16 protein-coding genes and 1 pseudogene are annotated in these 24,682 nt (G+C 63.8%); 7 read left to right on the forward strand and 10 right to left on the reverse strand.

The genetic code is table 11. From position 1 onward, the window contains the following. Nucleotides 1–177: 177 nt before the first annotated feature. The 8 genes from KHP07_RS24905 to KHP07_RS24940 form a co-directional block, all read right to left on the reverse strand. Nucleotides 178–2,643 carry a TonB-dependent receptor plug domain-containing protein gene (locus KHP07_RS24905; protein WP_214498191.1) on the reverse strand — a complete coding sequence of 822 codons (2,466 nt, stop codon included), beginning with the start codon at nt 2,641–2,643 and terminating at the stop codon, nt 178–180. A 133-nt stretch (nt 2,644–2,776) separates the two neighbouring features. Then, entirely contained in the window at nt 2,777–5,017 is a 2,241-nt protein-coding gene (locus KHP07_RS24910) for a TonB-dependent receptor (protein ID WP_078048242.1), read from the reverse strand. Between the two features lie 323 nt (nt 5,018–5,340). Next, complete coding sequence (locus KHP07_RS24915; RefSeq protein ID WP_078048243.1) at nt 5,341–6,399, reverse strand: ABC transporter substrate-binding protein; 1,059 nt, start codon at nt 6,397–6,399, stop codon at nt 5,341–5,343. A 107-nt stretch (nt 6,400–6,506) separates the two neighbouring features. Then, complete coding sequence (locus tag KHP07_RS24920) at nt 6,507–7,556, reverse strand: ABC transporter substrate-binding protein (protein ID WP_078048244.1); 1,050 nt, start codon at nt 7,554–7,556, stop codon at nt 6,507–6,509. A 19-nt stretch (nt 7,557–7,575) separates the two neighbouring features. Continuing rightward, entirely contained in the window at nt 7,576–8,727 is a 1,152-nt protein-coding gene (locus tag KHP07_RS24925; protein WP_100490863.1) for an LLM class flavin-dependent oxidoreductase, read from the reverse strand. Between the two features lie 503 nt (nt 8,728–9,230). Beyond that, nucleotides 9,231–11,075, reverse strand: a complete 1,845-nt coding sequence (locus tag KHP07_RS24930) for an ABC transporter ATP-binding protein (RefSeq protein ID WP_078048247.1) — start codon at nt 11,073–11,075, stop codon at nt 9,231–9,233. After that, a complete protein-coding gene (locus KHP07_RS24935; protein ID WP_214498192.1) occupies nt 11,068–12,834 on the reverse strand; it encodes an ABC transporter ATP-binding protein in 1,767 nt (588 codons plus the stop codon). The genes KHP07_RS24930 and KHP07_RS24935 overlap by 8 nt, the downstream gene beginning before the upstream one ends. Before the next feature lie 76 nt (nt 12,835–12,910). Beyond that, nucleotides 12,911–14,143, reverse strand: a complete 1,233-nt coding sequence (locus KHP07_RS24940) for an acyl-CoA dehydrogenase family protein (protein ID WP_100490861.1) — start codon at nt 14,141–14,143, stop codon at nt 12,911–12,913. Nucleotides 14,144–14,503: 360 nt separating this feature from the next. Between KHP07_RS24940 and KHP07_RS24945 the strand changes: the two genes are divergently transcribed. From KHP07_RS24945 to KHP07_RS24975, 7 genes are all read left to right on the forward strand, one after another. Further along, complete coding sequence (locus KHP07_RS24945; protein WP_078048250.1) at nt 14,504–15,547, forward strand: ABC transporter substrate-binding protein; 1,044 nt, start codon at nt 14,504–14,506, stop codon at nt 15,545–15,547. A 15-nt stretch (nt 15,548–15,562) separates the two neighbouring features. Next, nucleotides 15,563–16,294: a class II aldolase/adducin family protein gene (locus tag KHP07_RS24950; protein WP_078048251.1), complete on the forward strand. Its 732-nt coding sequence runs from the start codon at nt 15,563–15,565 to the stop codon at nt 16,292–16,294. Between the two features lie 137 nt (nt 16,295–16,431). After that, nucleotides 16,432–17,619, forward strand: coding sequence for an LLM class flavin-dependent oxidoreductase (locus KHP07_RS24955; protein WP_214498193.1), 1,188 nt, complete (start codon nt 16,432–16,434; stop codon nt 17,617–17,619). 3 nt (nt 17,620–17,622) lie between these two features. Then, the gene (locus KHP07_RS24960; RefSeq protein WP_078048253.1) at nt 17,623–19,179 is read left to right on the forward strand and encodes an ABC transporter substrate-binding protein; all 1,557 of its coding nucleotides are present in this window, start codon (nt 17,623–17,625) and stop codon (nt 19,177–19,179) included. Further along, entirely contained in the window at nt 19,172–20,230 is a 1,059-nt protein-coding gene (locus KHP07_RS24965; RefSeq protein WP_214498194.1) for an ABC transporter permease, read from the forward strand. Before KHP07_RS24960 ends, KHP07_RS24965 begins: the two co-directional genes overlap by 8 nt. Further along, complete coding sequence (locus KHP07_RS24970) at nt 20,227–21,036, forward strand: ABC transporter permease (protein ID WP_214498195.1); 810 nt, start codon at nt 20,227–20,229, stop codon at nt 21,034–21,036. Before KHP07_RS24965 ends, KHP07_RS24970 begins: the two co-directional genes overlap by 4 nt. Beyond that, complete coding sequence (locus tag KHP07_RS24975) at nt 21,033–22,811, forward strand: dipeptide ABC transporter ATP-binding protein (protein WP_214498196.1); 1,779 nt, start codon at nt 21,033–21,035, stop codon at nt 22,809–22,811. The genes KHP07_RS24970 and KHP07_RS24975 overlap by 4 nt, the downstream gene beginning before the upstream one ends. Nucleotides 22,812–22,925: 114 nt before the next feature. Here KHP07_RS24975 and KHP07_RS24980 read toward each other — a convergent pair. After that, nucleotides 22,926–23,383: pseudogene (locus tag KHP07_RS24980) on the reverse strand (REP-associated tyrosine transposase). Between the two features lie 200 nt (nt 23,384–23,583). After that, nucleotides 23,584–24,669 (reverse strand): LLM class flavin-dependent oxidoreductase, encoded by a 1,086-nt coding sequence (locus tag KHP07_RS24985; RefSeq protein WP_214498197.1) that lies wholly within the window; start codon nt 24,667–24,669, stop codon nt 23,584–23,586. Between the last annotated feature and the right edge of the window lie 13 nt (nt 24,670–24,682).

Consider the following 24,682-nt stretch of genomic DNA (forward strand, 5'->3'; position numbering starts at 1 on the left):
GGCAGCTATCGCAAGACATGTGCCACAAACCGTAGGAGCCCGGCTTGCCGGCGATGAGGCCCTTGAGACGGGTGCATAAACAGAGTCCGCCATCGCCGGCAAGCCGGGCTCCTACAGGGGGGAATCACAGAAATGGTGAATGGGTGCTGCTACAGCAGCACCCATTCAGCAATCCCCTCAGAAGTCGTAGCTCACACTGGTGTAGTAGAACGCCCCCTGCGCACCCTCCGGGCTGGTGATCGAGTACTTCGGCACGCCGTACAACTGCGCGCCATCGGCCTTGTCCGGATGCGTGTCGAACAGGTTGATCGCGCCCACCGACACCTTCACGCCCTTGTAGAAGGTGTATGACACATCCAGGTCGGTGACCCATTGCGGGCTGTAGGTCTGGTCCAGGCTGGGGTTGGTGGCGTTGAGGCTTTTCCATTCGCCATACCGGCGCTGGGCCACGGTGACGCCCCAGTTTTCATACAGCCAGTTGGCGCTCAGGGTCAGCTTGGAGTCCGGCGTGCCATCCTCGATCAGCCCCTGGGTGTTGCGCCCGACAATTTGCGAGCCCTTGATGTTGCCCACATCCCGCAGGCCGGTGATGGTGGTGTTGTTCTTGGCAAAGCCACTGCTCAGGTTCAGGCGGCCCCAGCGCTGCAGGTCCCACTGGTAGTTGCCGGTCAACTCGATGCCATCGGTGCGGGTGTCGGCGACGTTGGTGTAGAACGCCGCGCTTTGGATGTTGGCGTAGGGCGTGCCGGCGAAGATCGGCGTGACCACGCTGGCAGGCAACTGGTCAGAGAGGGTGATGCGGTTGTCGATGTTGATGCGATAGGCGTCCACCGTCACCGAGGCGTTTTCCAGCGGGCGCCACACCAGTCCCAGGGAATAGTTGGTCGATTCCTCCGGCTTGAGCGCCTTGCCACCGAGTGCCTGGGCTTCCGGGCTGTTGGCGCGCAGCGTGCGTTGCTGCACCTCGACGTAGTTGCCGCTGCCTGGCGGCTGCTCCACTACCTGCACACTGAACGACGACATGCCGCTCTGCACCAGCGATGGCGCGCGATAGCCGGTGCTGGCCGTGGCCCGCGCGGCGATCTGCGGGGTGAAGTCATAACGCAGCGACAGCTTGCCGTTGGTGGTGTCGCCGAAGTCCGAATAGTGCTCGGTGCGCACGGCCACGCCGGCCTGGAATTTCTCGGTGATCTGGCCTTCCACATCGATGTAGGCGCCCAGCACCTTGCGGTCCAGGGACGCCGCGTCCACCTGGGTGATGCCCGAGTAGTAGCCGGGCACACGTCGTCCGGTGATCGGGTCAACCGTGTTGAACAGCGGCCCGTTCTGCCAACCGGCGGCTTCGCCCGCGCTCAACTGGTAGTTCTCCTTGCGCCAGGCCAGGCCGGCTGACAGGGTCAGCGGCTTGAACAGCAGGTCGGTGGGGAAGTCGCGCACCCAGTCGAGGGTCAGGTTGGTCTGGTCATTTTCGCGTTTGCCGGTGTAGATGCTCGACGGGCTGTTGGCGCCGTAGCTGGGGTTGATCGCGTTGCGGTCGTTGGACTTGAGCGTGTTGTTGCCATGGTTCAACGCCAGGTCGAATTTGCCCAGTTGCTCGTTCTCGAAGCGCAAGCCGCCGGTGACGGCATAGTCTTCCAGCCCGTAGCGGGTGATCGGCAAGCGGCCGTCCGGGTAGCGCGCCAACGCATTGCTGCCGTAGTTGTTGCGCAGGGTCGTGGGCGGGTCGAAGAAACCTTCGGCGTCGGTGTTCTTGTGGGCGTAGGTGGCAAACCCGTAGGCGGTCAGCCCCTCGCCAATGCCAATTTCGCTGTTGGCCACGACGTTGTATTGGTCCGAGACATTGCCCGCGCCCCAGCGCCAGGTGCGGTAGCGGTTGTTCTGCTCGCGCGGCGTGTTCACGCTGGTGTCGCCGGGGTAAAAGATCCGGTTGTCGGGGTTGGTGTCGCTGGCCGGGTCCTGGCTGCCGGCATCGAAACTGAGGGTGAGGAAACCGTCGTTGGGCAGCGCGAAACCTTTCCAGCCGCTGAGTTTGCGCTGGATGCCATCGCCTTTGTCATAGCCGCCGAAGCGGTAGCCGAGGTTACCGCCGTCGTCGTTTTCCTTGAGCACAATGTTGATCACCCCGGCGATGGCGTCGGAGCCATATTGCGCGGCGGCGCCGTCGCGCAGGATCTCGACGCGCTGGATGGCGCTGAGTGGGATCAAGCTTAAATCCACCGCCGCGGCACCACGCCCGTTCACCAGGCTTTGGCGGGTGATGTTGGCGCTGCTGTGGCGGCGCTTGCCGTTGACCAGCACCAGCACCTGGTCAGAGGCCAGGCCGCGCAACGAGGCGCCCTGGGCGATGGAGCCAGCAAACGCTCCCTGGGGCGACTGCGGGAAGTTGAACGACGGTGACAGCGCGGTGAGGGCGCCGGACAGGTCGGTGGCGCCGGTCTGCTGCAATTGCTCGCCGGAGAGCACGTCCACCGGTGCCGCGCTTTGCAAGGCGGTCAGGTCGCTGCGACGGGTGCCGAGGACCACCACGGTGTCGAGGTGATCGTTTTTGGCGGTGGGCTGGTTGTCGTCTGCGCCAAAGGCAGGCACGGCAAGGCTGCCCAAGACCAGCGCGATAGCGCTGGCCAACGGAGTGCGTTGGAACATAACTAGGTCCTTTCAGAAACCACCAAACGTGCAGGCGCCCGGTTTGCCGGCGATGGCGTCCGGATGGGCGATGTATGAATTCAGTGCCTCATCGCCGGCAAGCCGGACGCCTACAGTGGGTGGGGATTAGAGGTTAGAAGCGGCTGGTCACGCTCAGGCCCACGGTGCGTGGGTCGCCGTAGGTGATCACGTATTGGCCCAGGCCACCGTTTGGCCGGCCATGCACCTGGTAGCGGCGGTCGGTGAGGTTATTGACGAAACCGGTGACGCTGAGTTTTTCATCCGGGCTGTACCAGGTCAGGCGACTGTTGGCCAAGGTGTAGTGCGGTTGGCTCAGGTCCTTGTCGGCGCTGCTCTGGCGGTCGGCAAGGAAGTATTCCTTGTCGCGAAAGCTAACGTCCGCACCGGCCACCAGCTTGCCGCCGATTTCCAATGGGATGGTGTAGTCGCCACCCAGGGACACCACGTTGCGCGGCGAACGCACGAAGCTGTTGCCGCTGTAGTCACCGGTAACCGCACCGGTGCTGGGGTTGGTGTTCTTGAAATCGGTGTATTCGGTGTCGAGGAACGAGATCGCTGCGCGCAGGTGCAGGTAGTCGGTCGGCTGGCCTTCAAGCTCCAGTTCGGCGCCCTTGACCTTGCCCTTGGCGCCATTGGTCAACGCGGTGGTCAGCACACCGTTGTTGACCGTCAGCAGGTTCACCTGAATGTCGGAATAATCGTAGTAGAAGATGTTCGCGTTGGCGGTCAGGCGATGGTTGAACCACTCGGATTTCACCCCGAACTCATAGGCATCGAGTTGCTCCGGGTCCACCGTGGTCAACTGCGACAGGCTGGTGGACAGCCCGGTGTTGAACCCGCCCGAACGGAAGCCATGGGCGTAGCGGAAGAACACACGCACGTTGTCGTTGATACGGTATTCCGGGGTCAGGTCGTAGGTCCAGGCTTCCCAAGTCTTGTCTTCCTGACGGTTGCCGTTGGTACCGACGCCGCCCAGCGGGATCAACGGGCCGTTGGCGGTGGCGCGGGTCAGCTGGGTGAGGCTGAGGTCGATGTCTTTCTTTTCCTGGGTCCAGCGCAGGCCACCGGTGACGCTGAAATTGTCAGTGAAGTCGTAGGTCAGGTTGCCGAACAACGCGTAGCTGTCGGTCTTATGGTCGTAGCTCAGGTCACGGAAATCCGTGGCGCCGTTGATCTGGTTGGAGCCGGTGCCATTGGGTGTCGGGCCTGGCTGGATGAAGCGCCCGGCAGTGCTGTCCAGGTCTTCGTGGAAATAGTGAGCACCCGCCAGCCAGCGCAGGGTTTCCTGCTGGGGCGAGGCCAGGCGGATTTCCTGGGAGTACTGGGTGTATTTGTTGTCGGCGGTGGAGGTGCCGTTGACCTCGTACGGCGTGTAGTCGGCATCGCTGCTGGACTGGCCGCGAATGTAGTCATAGGCACTGATGGACGTCAGCGTGTAGTCGCCCAGGTGCCAATTGAGGGTCAGCGACGTGCCGTCGTGGTCGAGCTTGGAATCGTCCTTGACGTTCAACGCGATATTACGGCCCAGCGGGCGCTGGTAGCCCACGTTGTAATAGCGTCCCAGGGTCAGCGCGCCATTGGCGCCATCACCTTTGAACTCGCGGCTGTGGATCTTCCACAGCGCATCCAGGTCGTCGTTGAGCTGGGCAAAAAACTGCAGGCGCACGGCCTTCTTGTTCACATCGCCGTAGGTGTGATCGTCCACCAGGTTTTTCTGGAAACCATCGCGTTCCTCGGAATACAGCGAGATTCGCGCCGCGAGTTTTTCATCCACCAGCGCGCCACCCAAGGCGCCGCTGAGGATGCGTTCGTTCTTGCTGCCAAAGCCAATCGTGCCGAAGCCGTCGGTGTCGAAAGTCGGCTTCTTCGAGATGATATTCACCGCGCCAGCCGTGGTGTTCTTGCCATACAGCGTGCCTTGCGGGCCGCGCAGGATTTCGATGCGCTCCAGGTCCCAGAGCGGACCGCCACCGGCAATCGGCGCGTTCAGGTACACGTCATCGGCATAGATGCCCACTGGGTAAACCGTGGCGGCGCCGGTATCGCCGGTGCCCAGGCCACGGATGTACCAGCGCGGGCGGCCGTCGCCGTCAGGGTTCTTGGCCGAGGCGTTGGGAATGAAGGTGGTGATATCGCCCATGTTGCGCACGCCATCGGCGACGATATTTGTGCCCTGGACCGCCGAAACCGCCACCGGAACCTCTTGAAGGGTTTGCTCGCGGTGTTGTGCGGTGACGGTCACGGTCTTGAGTGACGGCTCGGTTTTGCTGGTGTCTTCGTCAGCGGCTTGGGCGCCACCGGCAACCAGCAAAGCGAGCCACAAGCCCTTGGTGATTGGATTGATGTTATGCATTGCAGTCTCCCCCGGAAAATGTGTCCTTGAAGGCGGTAGAGCAGAGATCGTGCCAACGGGATTTCAGGGTTGATACAAGCTTGCAAGCCATTGAAACTAAATGATTTTAAAATACGCTGTGGCGAAAATAACCCGCCGACAAAAGGCCTTTGAACAGGCCTGTGGAGCAATCAGCAAAAAGTGCTTGGAGGGTGCTGCTGGAGCAGCAGGGGAGGTGTTGCCTGGCCAACATGGCAGGCACCCGGCTGGCCGGCGTTGGCGGTCTCGAAAACGCCATCGCCGGCCAGCCGGGCTCCTACAAGGGGGGGTGTGTGATGCCAGGGTTAAACGGCAACGCGGGAGGTGGAGCCGATGACTTTTTCCAGCACGCTGAAGTCGATCCAGTCGCGTACATCGAAGCGTCGGGGGATGAAGTGCCAGCGGAACAGGAAGTCGGTGAAATCCTGCAGTGCATCAATCGAGCGTGAGTCGAGGGTGGTGCGCAGACGCCTGTGGGCATCTTCGCCATACGCCGCCGTGACCCAGTACTCGCTGGTATTGAGTTCCTTGGCGAGGAAGCGCCGGGTCTCGTCCGGGTTGGCCCAGGCCCATTGCTCGGTGCGCAGCACGGTGTCGACGATCTTCACGCTGGCGTCGAAATGCTCCGTCAGCAGGTGGGTGTCCACCGTGAGGGTGCGCGGCGTGCCATTGTTGGAGCGGATCAGCGGGTCCGGGTGGGAGCCGGTGTCGACCACCACATGCAGGCCGAACTCGTTGGCCAGGTGCACGGCATGCGCACCCTTGAGGAAGATCGCGTCGATGTCGCCGCGCAACAGGCCGATCAGTTCGTTGTTGCGCCGGCTGAAACGGCTCACGCCCAGGCTGACCTCCGGGCCATACACGTAGGAGGTCTGGTTGTCGCTGTAGGTGCCGCCGTAGGGGTAGTCCACCAGTTCCACATCGGCGACTTCCAGGCCTTCGAGCTTGAGCGCGTTTTCCAGCCCGCGCAGGGCCTGGGCGCGGGTGAAGTCGATCTGCACGTTGGCCCATTTCGGCAGGCCGAAGCGCCGGTTTTTCAGGTCGCGCACGCTCTTCACACCGCTTTCGGCGGTGGTCAGGATCAGTTGCACTTCATCGCTCCACGACAGCCCCAGCACGCGGGTTTCGACACCGCTGGCATAGGCCCAGATTGCCGGGATATTGCCGCCGTGGCGCACCGAATTCTGCAGGTGATGGTCATAGTGGGCTTCGCGTACTTCCCGCTCGGTGGATTCGCGCAGCGATTGGATATTGGTGCCGTAAGGCAGGAAGGCTTCGGCCAGTCGCCCGGATTGCACCGCGATGCCAAGCCCGGTGGGGACCGGGCTGTGGGTGTACCAGAGAGTATCGAGTGGTTTGCTCATAAAATTCTTCGTTCAAATCCATGAAGCCGTCTGTAGGCGCCCGGCGTGCCGGCGATGGCGGTCTTGAACACGCTATCGCCGGCACGCCGGCTCCGACAGGGGGCGGGTTAGCCGGCGAGTGCGGTCTTGTTGTCGAGCAGCGCATTCAGCGGCCGTGCATCGATCCATTCGCGCACATCGAAGGTTTGCGGGATAAAGCGCCAGCGGTGCAGGAAGTCGGTGAAGTCCTGCAATGCCACGATCGCCTGTTCATCCAGTTCGGTACGCAGGCGCAGGTGTGCATCGTCGCCATAGGCGGCGGTCACCCAGTATTCGCTGCTGTTGGTTTCCCGGGCCAGGTAGCGGCGGGTGTCTTCCGGGTGGGTGTGGGCCCATTGCTCGGCGCGCAGCACTGAATCGAGGATGCCGGTGGCCACGTCGAAATGCTTGTCCAGCAGGTTCAGGTCCACTGCCAGTGTGCGCGGCGTGCCATTGTTGCTGCGGATCAGCGGGTCGGGGTGAGCGCCGGTGTCGATCACCGTGTGCAGGCCGAAATCATGGGCGTGCTGCGCCGCGCTGGCGCCCTTGAGGAAGATCGCATCGACTTCGCCGCGCAGCAGGCCGATCAGCTCCAGGTTGCGTTCAGTCACCTGTGCATTGACCGGTGTGCCGGCCACATTGCGCACCGCGCTGTCGCTGAAGGTGCCGCCATAGCTGAAGTTCTTGAGTTTCACATCGCCCACTTTCAAGCCTTCCAGCGACAGCGCATTCTCCAGGCCGCGCAAAGCCTGGGCGCGGGTGAAATCGATCTGCGCGCCGGCCCAGTCCGGCAGGCCGAAGGTACGGCCCTTCAGGTCCTTGACGGTCCTGATGCCGCTGTCCTGGCGGGTCAGGATCAGTTGCACTTCATCCGCCCAGGACAGGCCGATCACGCGGGTTTCACGGCCCTGGGCGCGGGCCCAGATCGCCGGGATATTGCCGCCATGGCGCACGGAGTTCTGCAGGGTGTGGTCGAAGTGCGACTCGCGCACCGCCTTGTCATTCGATTCGCGCAGCGACTGCACCTCGGTACCCAGGGCACCGACGGTGTCTTGCAGCCAGCCTTTCTGCACGGCAATGCCCAGGCCAGTGGGAACGGGGCAGCGGGTGTACCAGAGCGTGTCGAGAGGTTGTGTCATCAAGGAGTCTCCCCAGCAGTCAGGCGCTGGCTTTCAAGGGTTGGATCGCCGGGCGTTGGTGCACCAGCGGCAAGACTTCCTGGCCAATGCGCAGGGCTTCTTCCAGGTGCGGGTTACCGGCGAGGATAAAGGTCGAGAAACCAGCGTCGCGGTATTCCACCAGGCGCTCGGCGATGTTTTCGTGGCTGCCCACCAGGCCGACGGTCGGACCCGGCTTGGCCTTGGCAAAACCGGCCCACAGGTTGGGGCCGATGATCAGGTCATCAAAGCGGTCGACGTTCTGGTGATAAGCGGTTTGCCGCGCAGCCCCCACTGAATCCGAGCCATTGGTAAAACCCTTGGCGACCGCGCTGGTCTTGCCGTCGAGTTTGTCGAACTGGCGACGCAGGTCTTTCCAGGCCAGCTCTTCGGTCTCGCGGGCGAACAGGTCGACGCGCAGGCCGAAGCGCACGGTGCGGCCTTGCTTGTCAGCCAGTTCGCGTACCCGGTCGATATGCGGCTTGAGCTTGTCGATGGGTTCGGCCCAATTCAGGTACACATCGGCATGCCGGGCGGCCACGCCCAGGGCGGCCTCGGAGAAACCGGAGAAATACACGCCGGGCTTGCGCTCATTGTGCAGGCCGACGGGCAGGGCACCGTTTTCCAGTTGGTAGATATCGCCGTCGTAGGAGAATTTTTCGTTTTCCCAGAGGCCCTGGATGATGTCGAGGAACTCGCCGGTGCGCTTGTAGCGCAGGTCATGTTCGAGAAAGTCGCCATTGGCGCGTTGGCTGGCGGGGTTGCCGCCGGTGATGATGTTCCACTCCAGGCGGCCACGGCTGAGGTTCTGCAGGATCGCGGCCTGTTGTGCGGCGTAGGCGGGCAGGGTCCAGGTGGCCTGGAAGGCGATCAGGAACTTGATGCGCCGGGTTTCCCGGGCGAGCGCGGCGGCGGCGATCCACGGCTCGGGGCCGGTGGGCAGCAGGGCGCCTTCGAAACCGGCGAGTTCGGCGGCCTTGGCGACTTGGGCGATGTAATCGATGTAGGTGAAGTCGTCGGGTTCACCGTTGGGCAGGCGACCTGGGGCGATGTGGCCGGGGCGGTAGTTGGGGTTGCCGCGGTTGTGTTTGTCGGTGGTCAGCTGCGGGCCGTCGGTGCCCAGGGGTAGGCGCCAGAAGAATTCAGTGCTCATGGGTGCTCCTGATTTGAGTCGTGCAGGGGGCTTGGACCTGATTGAAGGGATGCGTGCAACGGGCATGCCATTGGGGTTGGGGGCAATGGTTGCAGGGGGTTGGTGGTGGTTCTGGAGGGAGGGTGCTGCTGTAGCAGCACCTTTGCAGCAGTGGGTGTTTGGGGGGCAGCAGGGGGTGGGGCACATATCCGTTATCTGGGTAACGGCGGGTATGGGTTCCGCCCAGCGTGTTTAACGGGGCGCCTACGATCAAAAGTGAGTGGTTGGATCAAAGGCAGATACGTGTAGGAGCTGGCTTGCCGGCGATGCAGGCGACTCGGTACAGCAGGCTCACCCAGGTGATGCCATCGCCGGTAAGCCGGCTCCTACAGGTTGACCGAGATCGGCTTTCAATATCGGTCGGCTACTAGGCCGCCCCGTTAAACACGCTGGCCGGGGTGAGAGCGGAACCATAAGACGCCATCACCAAAAAAACGGATATGTACTCCAATCCACCCCATCACCTAAAGAACCACCACATCCCCCTCACGTACATGGGCACTGCGCAAATACGTCTGATACAACGCCGCATACGCACCCCCCTGAGCAATAAGCCCCGCATGCGGCCCAAGCTCCACCACCTGACCATGCCTGACCACCGCAATCCGATCCGCATCGCGAATCGTCGCCAATCGATGCGCGATGATGATCGCCGTCCGCCCCTCGCACAGCCGTCGCAGCGCCCGCTGAATCCGGCGCTCGGTATGAATATCCACCGCCGATGTCGCCTCATCCAGCACCAGCACCGCCGGGTCCGCCAGGTACGCCCGCACCAGGCACACCAGTTGCCGCTGGCCGTGGCTCAAATGCGCCCCCAAAGGACCGACTTCGGTGCAGTACTGATGGGGCAAACGCTCCAGCACTTCATCCGCACCCAACTCACGGGCAGCGGCGATCAAGGTCGCGTCGTCGGCCAACGGCGCGGCCAGGCGCAGGTTGTCGAGGATGCTGCCGCTGAACAGCACGTTGTCCTGCAACACCACGCCAACATGGCGGCGCAGGGTGTGCTGGGCCAGGTCGCGCACGTCGATGCCGTCAAGTCGCACCGCGCCGGACTGGGCTTCGTAGAAGCGCGTGAGCAACTGCACCAGGGTGCTTTTGCCATGGCCAGAGGGCCCGACAATCGCCAGCACTTCTCCCGCCGGAATATGCAGATTGAGGCCGTTGATAACCGGCGCTTGCCCGTAGCTGAAGCCCACGTGGTCAAAATGCACCTCGCCCCGTGCACGTTCCAAGAGACGTGGCTGGGGACGGTCGATAATCTGCGGGGTGGTATCGAGCAGCAGGAAAATCCGCTGCGCCGACGCCGAGCCGGTGGCGTAGCGCTCGAACAGGTCCGACAGTTCCTGCAACGGCCCCAGGAACAGAAACACATAGAACAGGCTTTCCGCGACCTGGCCGACACTCACTTCGCCCGCTGCCAGCCCGTACGCGCCCACCAGTAGCAACACTGCAATCCCCGCCGAGCTGAGCAGTGCCGTGAACGGGGCAAACCACGACGAGCGCAGGCTGCCGCGAATCAGCGCCTGGTTGAAGTCATCCAGCAGCACGCGATAACGCCGCAGGTTCGGTGCTTCCTGGGCGCACTGTTGCAGCAGGCGCGCGCCGCTGACGCTTTCCACCAGGTGGGCGGTAAAGCGACTGCGGTTTTCCGCGACCTTGGCCCAGTTGCGCTGGGAGATACGCTTGAAGCTCCAGGTGGCGAGCACCAGCAGCGGCACTGTTGCTACCAGGCTCAAGAAGAACCGTGGATCGATGCGCCACAGCATCACGGCGGCCAGGCCGCAGCGCAGCAGGGCGCCGAGCAGTTCCGGTGGGCCCTGGATCACCAGCGGTTCCAGTGCGTCAACGTCGCGGTCGACCCGGGAAATGATGCGCCCGGCGCGGGTCTGGTCGAAGTAGCCCACGCTCAGGCTTTGCACATGGGCGAACACCTGCACGCGCAGGGCGTTCAGCACGCGGATCGCCGCGCCGCCTGCCACGAATTGCGAAACGCCGGCCAGCAGGAAGCGCACCAGCCAACTCGCTGCGAGGCCGAGGCCCAGCCACAGCACCAGGCGCTCGTCCAGCAGCCAGTGGTCGGCCTGTTGAATCAGCCCCCGATCCAGCAGCTCACGCACGAACCACGGCCGCAGGAACACGGTAAAGACCAGCAGGATTTCGATGCCGATCACCGCCACAATCTGCCGACGGATTGGCCGTAGCAAGGGCAGCAGCCGCTTGAACATGCTGCGGTCCAGGGCTTTCTTGGCCAGCATTTCTTCGATTTCGATATCGCTCAAGGCTTTGCCTGGCAGTGGGTTAGCCATGGTCGATCCCCAGCAGGTCGCGGTAATGCGCATGGGTGGATTGCAGGTCGGTGTGACGGCCGTGAGCGTTGATCCTGCCGTCGTCCAGCACTAGCACGCGGTCGGCCAACAGAATGGTCGAGAGCTTGCTGGAGATCACCAACACTGTGGTGCCGTGCAGTTGCCGCAAGTTATTCAGCACCTGGCGTTCGCTGATCGCGTCAAGGGCGCTGGTGGCGTCATCCAGGCACAGGATGTCCGGGGTGCCCAGCAGCGCGCGGGCCAGGCACAGGCGTTGGCGCTGGCCGCCGGACAAGGTCACGCCACGGTCGCCCAACGGGGTTTCCAGGCCCTGGGGCAGGCGCTGCAACACGTCTTCGGCAGCGGCCAGGTGCAAGGCTGCACGCAACTGTTCGTCTGTAGCTGCAGGGGCGGTCAGGCGCAGGTTGGCGGCGAGGGTGCCGGCGAACAGGAAACTTTCCTGGGGTACCACGTGCACGCGTTGGCGTAGCGGGCCGAGCTGCAGGTCGCGGATGTCCTGCCAGCCGTTGGCATCCGAACCCAGCAACAAGCGCCCGGCGGTCACATCGCTGAGGCGCGGCAACAGGCTGGCCAACAGGCTTTTGCCAGTGCCGGTGGCGCCGACCAGTGCGACGATTTCACCGGGCTGCAAGGTCAGCGAGCAGTCATGCAGAATGTCGCGGCCACCCCCCGGAGCCGTCACGCTGACATGCTCCAGCTTGAGCCCCAGCGGGCCAGCGGGCAGGGCGCCATTGCCGCTGAGGATCGCCGAGGGCGCATCGAGCAGTTGCCAGATACGTTCGGCACTCGCCCGCGCATCGGCAAAAGTCTGCATGACCCGGCCGATACCTTCGATCCGAAACACCAGCGTGGTGGCGATCAGCAGCGAGGTGACCAGTTCGCCAATCCCCAGTTGCCCGGCGGCGACCAGGTGCGCGCCGTACACCAGGATCCACACATGGCCCAGGGCAACTACGGCCTGAGGCAGCGGAATGCGCGAGCTGGAATACGCCAGGGCCTGGCGGGCCAACGAAGCGAATACCGTGACCTGATCAGCAAAGCCCTGGATCCGCTGCTGTTCCAGGCCAAAAGACTTGATCACACGCACGCCGCCGATGCCTTCGCTGAGGTCTTGGTTGACGCGGTCATAGGCGCTGCCGACCGCACGGTCCAGGCTGACCAGGCGCTCGGTCTGGCGCACGAAAATCCACAGCCCGGTGACTGTCAGCAGCAAGGGCACCAGCCCCAGCAGTGGGTCATACCAGCCCAACAGGCCGACGGTGGCGAGCACCACCAGCGGGGTTTCCACCAGTTGCCGCCAGAAGGTGATCAAGGCGTCGCGAACCTTGTCGGCGTCGCGGGTGGTGCGCGTGATCATCTCGCCCATGCCGTGCTGCCAGTGATACCCCAGGTGCAGGCTTTGCACCTGGGCCAGAATGCGTTCGCGCAGGCGCGTCAGCAGCGCCTGGCTGATCACCAGCGACAGCACACTGGCGATGTATTGCAGTACGCCGCGTCCCACCGCCACGGCGAGCATCAGCGCCAGCCAGTACCAGCCGAGGCTGGCATCCAGGCTGCCGTCAGGCGCATGGACGACTGCGCGGCCGGCACTCATGTCATTCACGGCGTGGCCGATCAGCCATTGCTGCCAGACCAGCCCCAGGTTGATCGCCACGTACAGCGCCGCCACCAGCGCGAACCGCCAGGGCATTTCCCGGTAGATCGCCAGGCTGCGTAAAAGAGGGTGTTGTTCAATCATGAAAAGCTCGTAGGCATAAACGGGAGGATGCCGAACCGGTAGGAGCCCGGCACGCCGGGCTCCTACCGTTAGGGTTTTATGTGCGGGTGGCGCCTTGGGTTTCCTTGGCATTCAGGATCGCGGTGTATTCGCCTGGGTCCACCCCGTTGAGGTAGTAGTTGCCCACGTGGTGCAAACGCCAGCGGATCGGGTCATGGGTGGTGTGCACCCGCGCATTGCGCCAGAAGCGGTCCAGGTTCCATTTGCTCAGCGACGAACTGGCCCCCAGCAACGAGAAGATATCGCTGGAAATCTTCAGCGAAGCGCTGTCGGAATGCGCACGCGCGGTGGCGACCGAGAGGATCAACGCGTCCTGCAGTTCTTTGTTCTCCGGGTCCAACTCATGGGCATCAAACACCCGCGCGGCGTCGCGCAGCAGCGATTCGGCAGCACGCAGGGCCACTGCGTATTCGCCGATCTGCTTGATGATGTGAGGCTCTTCGTTGGCATGGTCGACGCCACTTTCCACCCACGGCCGTGCGTTGTGCTTGAGGTAGTCGACGGCGGCGGCCAAGGCGCCGGCGGCGATGCCGGTGTCGATGGCGGCGTGGAGGATCTGCGGGAACGTCAGCCCGGTACGTTTCATTGGGCCTTTGCGACGCGATACGTAGTCTTCATCCAGCACGATATTGTCAAAATTCACCGTGCCGCTGACCGAGTTCTTCTGGCCGAAAGCGGCCCAGTCATCCACCAGCGTGAGGCCTGGGGTATCGCGGTTGAGCAATACACCCGCACCGCCGTCGTCCGAGGCAGCGGTGAGCGAGATCCATTCGGCCAGGTAAGAACCGGTGGAGTAGAACTTGCTGCCATTGAGCACCAGCGCGCCGTCCTCGCGGCGTTCGACGCGGGTCTTGAGCGCGAACTTATTCTTGCCGCCGACTTCGGCCAGGGCGTTGCCGAAGCGCTTGCCGGCCAGCACATCACTGACCAGTCGATCACGCACCGCGTCTGGGTAGCCGTTGAAAATCCCACGCAGCATCACGTTGTGGATCTGCAGCAGTTGGCCGACGCCACCATCGGCCACCGAGATAATCCGTACGGTCTCGACGATGGTCTGCACTGAAGCTCCCAGCCCGCCAAAGGCTTTCGGCACGCCGATAGCGGTGATGCCGCTTTCGGATAACAGCTGTGCCTGGCGCCACGGCAGCTGGCCGTTTTGCTCCGGGTCGGCGGCGATGGCGGCGATCTCCACCGCGATCTCCTTGGCCGCGGCGATGGCATCGGCTTCACTGTGCAGTTGGCGTATAGGCGCCTGTTCAAACGTAGTCATGCATTCATCCTTCTGTTTTGGTTCGCATCCTGTAGGAGCCCGGCTTGCCGGCGATGGCGTTTTCAAGAACGCCATCGCCGGCAAGCCGGGCTCCTACAAGGGGTTGCGGTGTTGGAATGGGCTTGAGCAAGTTCCAAGCCAATGTGAAAAGCCATGCTGTACAGGGGCTGCGCAGTCTGGGGTGCTGCTGGAGAAGCAGCTCGAGCAAGTGGCTGCTGGCGCAGCAACAGTGCTGTTGGCAGGTCAGCAGTCGCCTGCTCCAGCAAGCACCAATACCCTTGTAAACCGGGGGGCGCGCCGATTGGCACGGCCTCTGCAATACCTCCCTCCACTGACTTGCCCAATTCAATGGAGCTCCCCATGACCCTATCCGCTGTCCTGCCCACGCCTGAGCTTGAGCAGATCTGGTTTACCCGCTGCCCGGTGCCGACGGCATCCGGCATCGCCTACAAGCTGGGGTGGTTGACCGAAGAGTTCGCGCCGGACGGCTTGCCCGTGTCGACGTTGCAGGAGGCCCGCCAGCTGGGCCGTCATCACTACGATCACGACCTGCCTGGGCTGTTTCGCGAAGGCGGCAACGTCCCCGCCCTGGCCGCACGTGCTGCCGGTGCGCCAAGCCGGCTGATCGGCCTGACCTGGATCGAAGAATGGCAAACCATCCTTGTGCGCCCGGACTCCGGCATCACCCGCCCCGAAGACTTGAAAGGCAAGCGCCTGGCCCTGCCGGCCTGGGGTGACAGCCGCCCCGGCAGCATCGCTCGCGCCATGAGTTTGCACGGCTACAAGGGCGCGCTGAGCCTGGCGGGTCTTGGGTTCGACGATGTCGAGCTGGTGGAAGTGGCCTTGCAGGACCAGTCCCAAGCCCCGGACCCGCAACAGGGCCTGCAACGCCTGTGGTCGGGCCTGGATTACCTGGTGCGCGACGAGGTGGACGCGGTGTACGTCAAGGGCGCGTCGGCAGCGGACGCCGCGCGGCGCCTAGGGCTGGTGGTGGGCATCGACCTGGACCTGATCGCCGAGCCGCGCTATCGCATCAACAACGGCACGCCACGGCCGATCACCGTGCACCAGAGCCTGCTGGACAACCACTTTGACCTGGTGGTGCGCTTTCTCGCGCAAACCCTCAGTGCTGCCGAGTGGGCGGCGAACAATCGCGACGGCCTCAACGCCATCCTCGAAGAAGAAACCCGCGCCGGCAGCGCCGGGGTGGCCGAAGCCTATCGCGGGGATTTCCACACCACCCTGGCGCCGGACCTGTCGGCCCAGCGCCTGGATTTTCTCGGCACCCAAAAAGAATTTCTTTACCTGCACGGCTTCCTGGAGCGCGATTTTTCCATCGCCGACTGGGTCGATCCGCGCCCTCTGCAAGCCGCCCATGAACTGTTGGCCAAACGCCGCGCCTGAACCTGGAGAACTCCCATGACTGCCATTGTCCACGCTCAACCCATCAGCCTCGAACTGCAGGCCTTTGTCGACAAAGTGCTGCTGGAGGCCGAAGAGGCTTTCACCGTATTCCGTGAAACCAACACCATTACCGCCAACGGCACCGTTGGCTTTATCGAGCGCGTCCCCGGCCAGGAGTTGCTGGTGTCGGTGAACTACGGCGGCCCGTGGAACTACCGCAAACCGCTGCAAGCCACGGTGACCGACTTTGCCGGCAACGTCATCCTCGGCAAGGGCAAGGGGGGCCTGGGCCGCTACACCAAGCTGTTCCAGCAGCACGCCGACGTGACCACCGTGTCCCATGTGCACTCGCCGTACCTGGGCGCCTGGGCCCAGACCCATCGCACCTTGCCGTTCCACTACGTACCGGTGCAGCGCTACCAGTTGGCGCGGGAACTGCCGGTGTACATCGACCGCCGCCAGCAGGAAGTGGACTTCATCCTCGACAAGATCGCCGAGAACCCCTTCAACCTGGCAATCCTTGAAGCCAACGGCGGCTCCACTGTATGGGGCAAGCAAGGGCTGCGCGCCACCGCGGAATTCATCCTGTTGCTGGAGGAGGGCGCACAGCTGCAATTGCTCGCGGATGCGCTGGGTGGCTCCCGCGCTTATGGACCGGGCGTACTGACCCAGCAGTGGAAGATGAGCGGATTGTTCGAGCAGGCCACCGCGCTGGGCCTTGTACCCGCTATCGACCGCAAAAACTAAACACACCGCGAACCCCTTGTAGGAGCCGGCTTGCCGGCGATGGCGGCGGTACATCCAACATTGATGTTGCCTGATGCACCGCTATCGCCGGCAAGCCGGCTCCTACAGGGATGGCGATATATTCAAGGATGTTTGTCATGGCTGTAAAAATTCTCTGGTACCTCACCACGCCTGACGGACCTTATCCATGGGAACCCGAAGGCCGCTGGACAACCGACTTTCAACACCTCAAGCAACTCGCGGTCGCCAGCGATCGCCTCGGCTACTACGGCTCGTTGCTCGGCTCCAGCCCGAATGAAAGCCTGGCCGTAGCCGCTTCGCTGATCGACGCCACCGAGCGCCTGCGCTTCCTGGTGGCGCAACACCCGGGCGAGTTGTCGCCGGCGGTATTGGCCAAGTGGGCACTCACGGTTGACCAGTTCTCCAACGGCCGCCTGCTGTTCAACGTGGTCAACGGCAACGACGCCGGCCTGGCCACCCTGGGGGTGCATTACCCGCATGACGAACGTTATGCGTTCAGCCTCGAATACTGGCGCGCATTCCAGGGCTTCTACGCCGGCGACACGCGCGGTTATGACGGCCAGTACGTCAAGCTTGCCCCCCGTTCGCCCGGCGCGGCCAGCCATCCCCTTGGCGGTTGGCATCCGCCTTACCAGAAACCCGGGATTCCCTTGTGGGGCGCCGGCACATCGGGGCCTGGCGTCGAGCACTCGGTGCAGTTGCTGGACGTGTACCTGAGCTTCGCCAATACCCCGCCGAAACTTGGCGACAAGTTCCGCAAGGTTGCCGCCGAAGCTGCCAAGATTGGCCGCGAACTGACCTTCGGCACCCGCCTGCAGATCATCGTGCGCGAGACCGAGGAGGAAGCCTGGGCCCACGCCGAGAAACTGCTGCAACGCACTTCGCTGCAGACCGCGCGCAACGCCATTGAGCGCCAGTTGCCAGCGGGAGTGAGCTTCGAGGATTTCCACAGCGACGACCCGCAAACCCAGCGCAATGTCGAGACCCTTCGAGCCGGGCGCCTGCCCACAGCGCGCGAACTGGAGATCTACCCCAACGTGTGGCTCGGCCCGAGCCTGTTCGGCTTCAACATCCTCGGCCCGGCCGCTGGCACCTACCTGGTGGGCAGTGCCGAGCAGGTCGCCGAGCGCATCCGCGAATATGAAGCCCAGGGCACCTCGGCGTTCATCCTCTCCGGCTTCCCGCTGATCGATGAAGCCCACCGCGTGGCCGACATGCTGTTCCCACTGCTGGACCTAGACCACGGTTTCGACGTACCGCGCCTGGGCGTGACCCACAAGGCTGCACAGCGCGAAGAGGCTTGAGTGATGAGTGACGGATTTTCCCGCCGAGTGTTCCTCGGCAACAGCCTGGTGGTCGGCGGCGGCTTGCTGCTGGGCGGCTGCGACAGCGGTGCGGCCACCCAAGGCGCGACGGCCTTGCCGGGTAAACCTGTGAGGGGCGGGCGCCTGCGCATCGGCATTATCGACGGCGACCAGTCTGGCAACCTCGACGCGCACAAACCGGTGGGCGGCGGGATCATCCGTGGCTGGGCGCTGTACAGCAAGTTCTGGGAATGGAACACCGACGTCAGCACGCGCCTGGCCCTGGCCGAGTTTGCCGAGCCCAACGCCGACGCCAGCGCCTGGACCATTCGCATCAAGCCGGGCCTGGAGTTTCATCATGGCAAGACCATCGGCGCCGACGACATGCTGTTCTCACTCTTGCGCCTCACCGATCCCAAGCTGGCTTCGCCCTTTGCCGGGCTGGTCGGCGCCATCGACCGCAATGCCTTGCGCAAGCTGGACGAACGCACCATCGAGATCCGTTTCAAACAAGGCCAGAGTTTCTTCCCGCTGGATGAAACCCTGATCAGCTTCGGCGGCATCGTGCCCACCGACTACGACCCGATTACCAACCCGGTGGGCGCCGGCCCCTACAAGCTCAAGCGCTTTGTACCCGGCCAGCGCTCGCTGTACACGCGGTTCGAGAACTACTACAAACCTGGCCAGCCGTATGCCGATGAGCTGGAAATCATCGAGTTCAAGGACCAGGTCTCCCGCGTGGCGGCCTTGCGCGCCGGGCAGATCGACGTGGCCAGCGGCGTGCAGGCCGAGCACAGCGCGTTGCTCAAGGCCGATTCACGCCTGTCGTTGTGCGTCTCGCCGAGCACCTCGTTTACCGGTTTCAACCTCAACCTGGCCAAGCCGCCGTTCGATGACGTGCGCGTGCGCCAGGCCTTCCGCCTGCTGGCCGACCGGCAGGAACTGGTGGACCGTGGCCTGAATGGCTTTGGCCGCGTCGCCAACGACCTGTATTCGCCCCATGACCCCACCTACAACCACGCCATCGCCCAGCGCCCGTACGACCTGGACCAGGCGCGCGTGTTGTTGCGCCAGGCCGGGCACACCGATTTGCGCGTGGAGCTGACCACCACCCCCGGGCCAGGTGTGAATGCCGCGCTGGTATTGGCGCAGCAGGCGAAAAAGGCCGGTGTGGAGGTGCGTGTGACCCAGGTCGACGGCGCCGTGTTCAATGGCCCGCAGCGAGAGCAATGGCAACTGTCGCCAGGCTCGACACCTGCCCGAGGCTTCCTGGCTTCGGCGCTGCACAACGACGCGCCGCTGGCGATCTACAACCGCAGCAATTTCCACGATGAGCGCTTCGACAGCCTGTATCGCCAGGCCCTGGCCCAACCCGATCTTGAGCGGCGCAAAAGCCTGGTGCATGAGGCCCAGCAGATCCAGCACGAACGCGGCGGCCTGTTGATCTGGGGTTTCAGCGATGTCCTGGACGCGGCTTCCGTGAAGGTCGGCGGCCTGAATCCTGAACAGACCACCTTCGCCTCCTGGCGTTTTGACGAGTTGTGGTTGAACCATGTCTGAGCCGCAATGCAAAACCCCACGCACCCCGGCGTGGCTGTCGTGGTTTATCGGGCGCCTGGGCTACGGTCTGCTGACCGCCTGGGTCATCAGCCTGGTGGTATTCATCGCCACCCAGGCACTGCCTTCGGACCCGGCGCGAGTGATCCTCGGCCCGGATGCGCCGCTGGACAGCATCCTTACCCTGCAGCATCAATTGGGGCTGGACCAGCCGATCCTGTGGCAATACCTGCGCTGGCTGGGCGCCGTCTTGCGTGGCGACCTCGGTGTGTCGCTGGATTCGAATGCGCCCGTCAGTCATATCCTGTGGGGCCGCTTCGGCTACACCCTGGCATTGCTGGCCGGCGTGATCGCGGTGGTGGTGCCGGTGGCGCTGGCGCTGGGTGTCGCGTTGGCGTTGCGCCGGGACAGTCGCCTGGATCGCTGGAGCCTGTCGCTGTTGATCTTTCTCAAGGCCACGCCGGGATTTCTGTTGGCGATAGGCCTGGTGCTGCTGTTTTCCATGCCGCACATGGACTTCTTGCCGGCGGTGTCGATCCTCGACCCGGACCAGTCGCTGCTGCGCCAGCTCAAGTTTCTGATCCTGCCGGTGTTGGCCCTGAGCCTCACCGCATTGCCTTATCTAACGCGGATGGTGCGGGCGGCGATGATCGAGGCGTTGGAATCCGATTACGTGATCGCCGCTCACCTGCGCGGCATTCCGCACCGGCGCATTGTGTGGCTGCACACCTTGCCCAACGCGCTGGTGCCGGCGATCCAGGGTGTGGCGCTGACCCTGCGCACGCTAATCGGCGGCGCGGTCTTGGCCGAGGTGATCTTCAGTTACCCCGGCATTGGCACGGCGCTGAACGCGGCGATCCAGATGCGCGACCTGCCGATGATCCAGGCGATTGTGCTGGTGATCACCCTGGCGGTGGTGCTGGTCAACCTGCTCGCCGACCTGCTCACTGTATTGCTCACATCCAAGCTGCGCACCGCGCGCCGGGTCACGCTGATTCAACGCAACCGCCGGGGCATCACGCCGTGGTGGCGCCGTTCCCGAGGTGATGCATGAACGAGCCGCAAATCCGTAAAGGCGCACTGATCACATTGCTGGTGGTTGCCTTCGCGTTGTTCGGCCCTTGGCTTGCACCCCATGGTTCAACGGACATGGTCGGCCCGGTGTATGGCGCGCCTGTCGGGGCTGCCTGGCTGGGGTTTGATTTTCTTGGGCATGATGTGCTGTCGCGGTTGCTTAATGGCGGCTTGTCGGTGTTGTGGATGTCGGTGGCCGCCGCGGGTATCGCGCTGGCGGTCGGCAGCACGTTGGGCCTGCTGGCGGGCTTGTCGCGGCGGCGCCTGGACCAGTTGATTACCTGGTCGGCGGATGTGTCCCTGGCGTTTCCCGACCTGATTCTGGTGCTGCTGATCGTGTCGATGCTGGGCCGCGCGCCATGGCTGATTGTGTTGACCGTGTCCATCGCGTTCATTCCCGGGGTGATCCGCCTGGCGCGTGCCAGTGCGGTGGCGGTGGCGGGACAGGAGTTCGTCGAGGCGGCGCAGATGATGGGTTACTCGCGCTGGCGCATCCTGTTCAAGGAGATCCTGCCGAATATCCTCACGCCCTTGCTGGTGCACTTCGGCAACATGCTGACCTGGGGCGTGGGCATGCTGTCGGGCTTGAGTTTTCTCGGTTATGGCGTGGCGCCGCCCACGGCGGACTGGGGCCTGATGATCAATGAAAACCAGGCCGGCCTGCTGGTGCAGCCCTGGGCGGTGCTGGCCCCGGCGGTGCTGATCGGGGTATTTGCCTACGGCACCAATATCCTTGCCGAAGGCATCGGCCGGCGCAGCGCACGGATGGGAGAAAAGCAGCCATGAACGCAATCACCGAAATCGACACCGGGGTCCTGCAGGTGCATGACCTGCGCGTGGAGTTGCCGGGGCAGGTGGATGTGGTATCGGGCATCTCGTTCAACCTGCAGGCCGGGGAGATCCTCGGTTTGGTCGGCGAATCGGGGTCGGGCAAGACCACGCTGGCCACCGCCTTGCTCGCCCATGCGCGGTGCGGCGCGCGGATTGTTGGCGGCCAGGTGCAGGTCGACGGCCAGGCGCTATTGAGCCTGGAGGGCGAAGCCTTGCGCCGGGCGCGTGGCAGCCTGATCGGCTATGTCGCCCAGGACCCGGCCACCGCGCTGAATCCGGCGCTGCGCATCGGTCACCTGTTGCGCGAGACCCTGGCGGTGCATCCGTCGGGCCTGGATCGTGCGGCTCAGCAGCAACGTATCAATGAAACGCTGCGAGACGTCGGTCTGCCGGACGATCCGGAGTTCCTGCGGCGCTTTCCCCATCAACTCTCCGGGGGCCAGCAACAGCGGGTGATGCTGGCGCTTGCCTTCGTGCTGCGCCCGCGCCTGATTGTGCTGGATGAGCCGACCACCGCGCTGGATGTCAGCACCCAGGCGCATATCCTCGCCACGCTGCGGCGCCTGTGTAAAAGCCAGGGTGTGGCGGCGGTGTATGTGTCCCACGACCTGGCGGTGATCAAGGACCTGGTGGACCGGGTGATGGTGATGTATGCCGGGCGCATTGTGGAAACTGCCAGCCGCGATGCGCTGTTCAGCCGGCCGTCCCATCCCTATACCCGAGGGTTGCTGGCGGCGATCCCGGATGTGGCGGGACGTCGCGCGTTGCAAGCGATTGCCGGGCACGCGCCGGCACCGGGGCAACGGCCACAGGGGTGCAGTTTCGGACCACGCTGCGAGCGGTTTGCCTCAGTGTGCGCGTTACAGGAGCCGGCGTTGCAGGCCCGGGAGCCGGGCCGTGCGGTGGCGTGTCTCGTCCCCCATGACCAGCCGTTGCAGGCAATCGCGTTGACACCGATTGCGGCTGTTACCGCGCAGGCCGAAGCACCGTTGCTGTCCATCCGCGGCTTGAACGTAGCCTACGACCGGCAGGTGCTGTTCGACATTGCATTGCAGGTGCAGCCGGGGGAGTGCCTGGCGTTGGTGGGCGAGTCCGGCTCCGGCAAGACCAGCCTGGCACGGGCCATCGCCGGCCTGGGGGAAAATGCCCTGGGTGAATTGCACTACGCTGGCCGCCCACTGCCGTTGCAGGCACGCCAGCGCGATGCGGGGTTGCGTCACCAGATCCAATACATCTTCCAGAACCCGTATCGCGCGTTGAACCCTCGTCAAACCGTGTACCAGACGCTGAGCGCGCCCTTGGAACACTTCTTCGCGGTCAAAGGTGTTGCGGCGCGGCAGCGGGTCGAGGCGGTGCTCAAGCGCGTGTCGCTGCCGGCCTCGGTGGCCGATCTTTACCCCCACAGCCTATCGGGTGGCGAACGCCAGCGCGTGGCCATCGCCCGTGCGCTGCTGTGCGAACCCAGGCTGCTGATCTGCGATGAAATCACCTCGGCACTGGACGTGTCGGTGCAGGCATCGCTCCTCGACCTGCTGCGCCAATTGCAGCGCGAAGGGCTGACCTTGTTGTTCGTGACCCACGACCTCGGCGTCGTCCGCGCCATTGCGGACCGAGTGCTGGTGTTGAAGGTGGGCAGGGTAGTGGAGCAGGGCGCGGTGGATGAGGTATTGGACCAGCCGCAGGCGGCGTATACCCGCACGTTGCTGGAGCATTCGCCGTCGTTGGGGTGACGGGCACCGCTGCGCGGTGATCGCCGGCAAGCCGGCTCCTACAGGTCTGCGTCGTACACATGTACGCGCGATCGACTGTAGGAGCCGGCTTGCCGGCGTTTGCGTCCTCAGCAATCACACCCATATCGCATCCCACAACGGATAATCATGCACGCGCCTTACAATACCGGCCCGCAATGGGTTGGCGGTGATATAGCGCGCAACGGCCTGCAAATCTTCCTCCCGCCTGATGGCGCGGTCATGAAAACCCTTTTGCCAAAAACGACCCGACCGCCCCAGGCGCGCATTGATGGCGCGGGCGCTACGGGACTTTGTCGCCAGCATCAGCGCTGGCAAGCTGCTTTGTTTGAGCTCGACCAGCCAATGAAAATGATCCGGCATCACCACCCAGGCCAGCGAGTCGGCAAGGCCTTCGATTTGTGCCTGACGAAATTGATGACCACTGAACGACCGACTTGCCAGTCTGCAAAGACAGGCTCGCGGTGTTGGGTGACAGCGGTGAGCATGTAGATCTGACCACTTTCGGAGTAACGGCCAGTGCGAAGGTGTTTAGCGTGGGGGCGTGTGGACAATCCTTGTCCTCCTGATATGAATACAGGCAGGTAAGGATAGTGCGGCGGCAGGGGATTTGAGGTGAGACTTTGGCGCTGGATGTGTCTGATGGACGCTATCGCCGGCAAGCCGGCTCCTACAGGTGTGTGTCGTACGCATAAACATCGGTACACAGGATCCACTGTAGGAGCCGGCTTGCCGGCGATGGCGTCATGCGCCGCTACGCAACGCGTGCCTGCCTGCGACGCGCTTCTTCACGCACCGCCGGGATGATCCACCGTCCATAATCCACCGTGTCGTACAACGGGTCATACCCCCGGTTCAAGAACGTGGTCACGCCCAGGTCCACATAATCCAACAACGCCTGCGCGACGGTTTCCGGGGTGCCGACCAGGGCGGTGGTGTCGCCGTAGGCGCCTACGGCGGTGGCGGTGGGCATCCATAGCGCGCGGTCGTGCCGGTCGCCCAAGGCTGCGGCGGCCAGCAGGCGTTCCGAGCCGGTGCCCTTGATGCGTTTCTGCCAGGGGCTGCCGGCGGCAAACTGTGGGTTGGCCTTGATCTGTTCCAGGATCTGTTCGGCACGTTGCCAGGCCAGTTCCTCAGTGGCGCCCAGGATCAAACGCACCGACAAACTCACCCGTGGCGCTTCAACGCCCGCTGCCGCAGCGGCGGCCTTGAGCTTGGCAATCTGCTCCGCCACGCCACTCAACGGCTCGCCCCACAGCGCATACAAATCCGCGTGCTTGACCGCGATCTGGTAGGCGATGTCCGAAGACCCGCCAAACGAAATCGGGATGTGCGGCTGTTGCAACGGCTTGACCGGTGAAAATGCGCCTTTGATGTTGAAGTACTTGCCCTCGAAATCGAACGGCTCGTCGGCGGTCCAGGTGCGCCGCACGATCTCCAGGTACTCATCGGTGCGTTGGTAGCGCTCGGTCTTGTCCAGCAGGAAGTCGCCTTCCTGCGGCTCGGCGGTAATCCCGGTGATTGCGTGCAGGCGGATGCGCCCGCCACCGGTGGTGTGGTCCAGCGTGGCGAAGGCTCGGGCGGCAACGGTGGGCGCGGTGAGGCCAGGGCGGTGGGCAATCATGAACCCCAGGCGCTCGGTATGCGCCGCCGCGTAGGCCGCGATCTGCAGGCTGTCGGCGCTGCCCGGGCCGCTGGCGATCAGTACGCGGTCGAAGCCGGCATGCTCATGGGCGCGGGCATGATGGCAGATAAAGTCGAGGTCAAAATCCGGGCTGCGCATGCCACGGGTTTCAGACCACTGGCGGGGGAAAATCATGCCGACAAATTCAATGGACATGGGACGCTCCTGG

Source organism: Pseudomonas sp. VS40, assembly GCF_018587885.1.
In the GTDB taxonomy this organism is placed as follows: Bacteria; Pseudomonadota; Gammaproteobacteria; order Pseudomonadales; family Pseudomonadaceae; genus Aquipseudomonas; species Aquipseudomonas pergaminensis.

Coding starts and splice junctions, on each gene's coding strand:
- KHP07_RS24905 (WP_214498191.1), bottom strand. CDS start 2,643: ATGTTCCAACGCACTCCGTTGGCCAGCGCTATCGCGCTGGTCTTGGGC.
- KHP07_RS24910 (WP_078048242.1), bottom strand. CDS start 5,017: ATGCATAACATCAATCCAATCACCAAGGGCTTGTGGCTCGCTTTGCTG.
- KHP07_RS24915 (WP_078048243.1), bottom strand. CDS start 6,399: ATGAGCAAACCACTCGATACTCTCTGGTACACCCACAGCCCGGTCCCC.
- KHP07_RS24920 (WP_078048244.1), bottom strand. CDS start 7,556: ATGACACAACCTCTCGACACGCTCTGGTACACCCGCTGCCCCGTTCCC.
- KHP07_RS24925 (WP_100490863.1), bottom strand. CDS start 8,727: ATGAGCACTGAATTCTTCTGGCGCCTACCCCTGGGCACCGACGGCCCG.
- KHP07_RS24930 (WP_078048247.1), bottom strand. CDS start 11,075: ATGGCTAACCCACTGCCAGGCAAAGCCTTGAGCGATATCGAAATCGAA.
- KHP07_RS24935 (WP_214498192.1), bottom strand. CDS start 12,834: ATGATTGAACAACACCCTCTTTTACGCAGCCTGGCGATCTACCGGGAA.
- KHP07_RS24940 (WP_100490861.1), bottom strand. CDS start 14,143: ATGACTACGTTTGAACAGGCGCCTATACGCCAACTGCACAGTGAAGCC.
- KHP07_RS24945 (WP_078048250.1), top strand. CDS start 14,504: ATGACCCTATCCGCTGTCCTGCCCACGCCTGAGCTTGAGCAGATCTGG.
- KHP07_RS24950 (WP_078048251.1), top strand. CDS start 15,563: ATGACTGCCATTGTCCACGCTCAACCCATCAGCCTCGAACTGCAGGCC.
- KHP07_RS24955 (WP_214498193.1), top strand. CDS start 16,432: ATGGCTGTAAAAATTCTCTGGTACCTCACCACGCCTGACGGACCTTAT.
- KHP07_RS24960 (WP_078048253.1), top strand. CDS start 17,623: ATGAGTGACGGATTTTCCCGCCGAGTGTTCCTCGGCAACAGCCTGGTG.
- KHP07_RS24965 (WP_214498194.1), top strand. CDS start 19,172: ATGTCTGAGCCGCAATGCAAAACCCCACGCACCCCGGCGTGGCTGTCG.
- KHP07_RS24970 (WP_214498195.1), top strand. CDS start 20,227: ATGAACGAGCCGCAAATCCGTAAAGGCGCACTGATCACATTGCTGGTG.
- KHP07_RS24975 (WP_214498196.1), top strand. CDS start 21,033: ATGAACGCAATCACCGAAATCGACACCGGGGTCCTGCAGGTGCATGAC.
- KHP07_RS24985 (WP_214498197.1), bottom strand. CDS start 24,669: ATGTCCATTGAATTTGTCGGCATGATTTTCCCCCGCCAGTGGTCTGAA.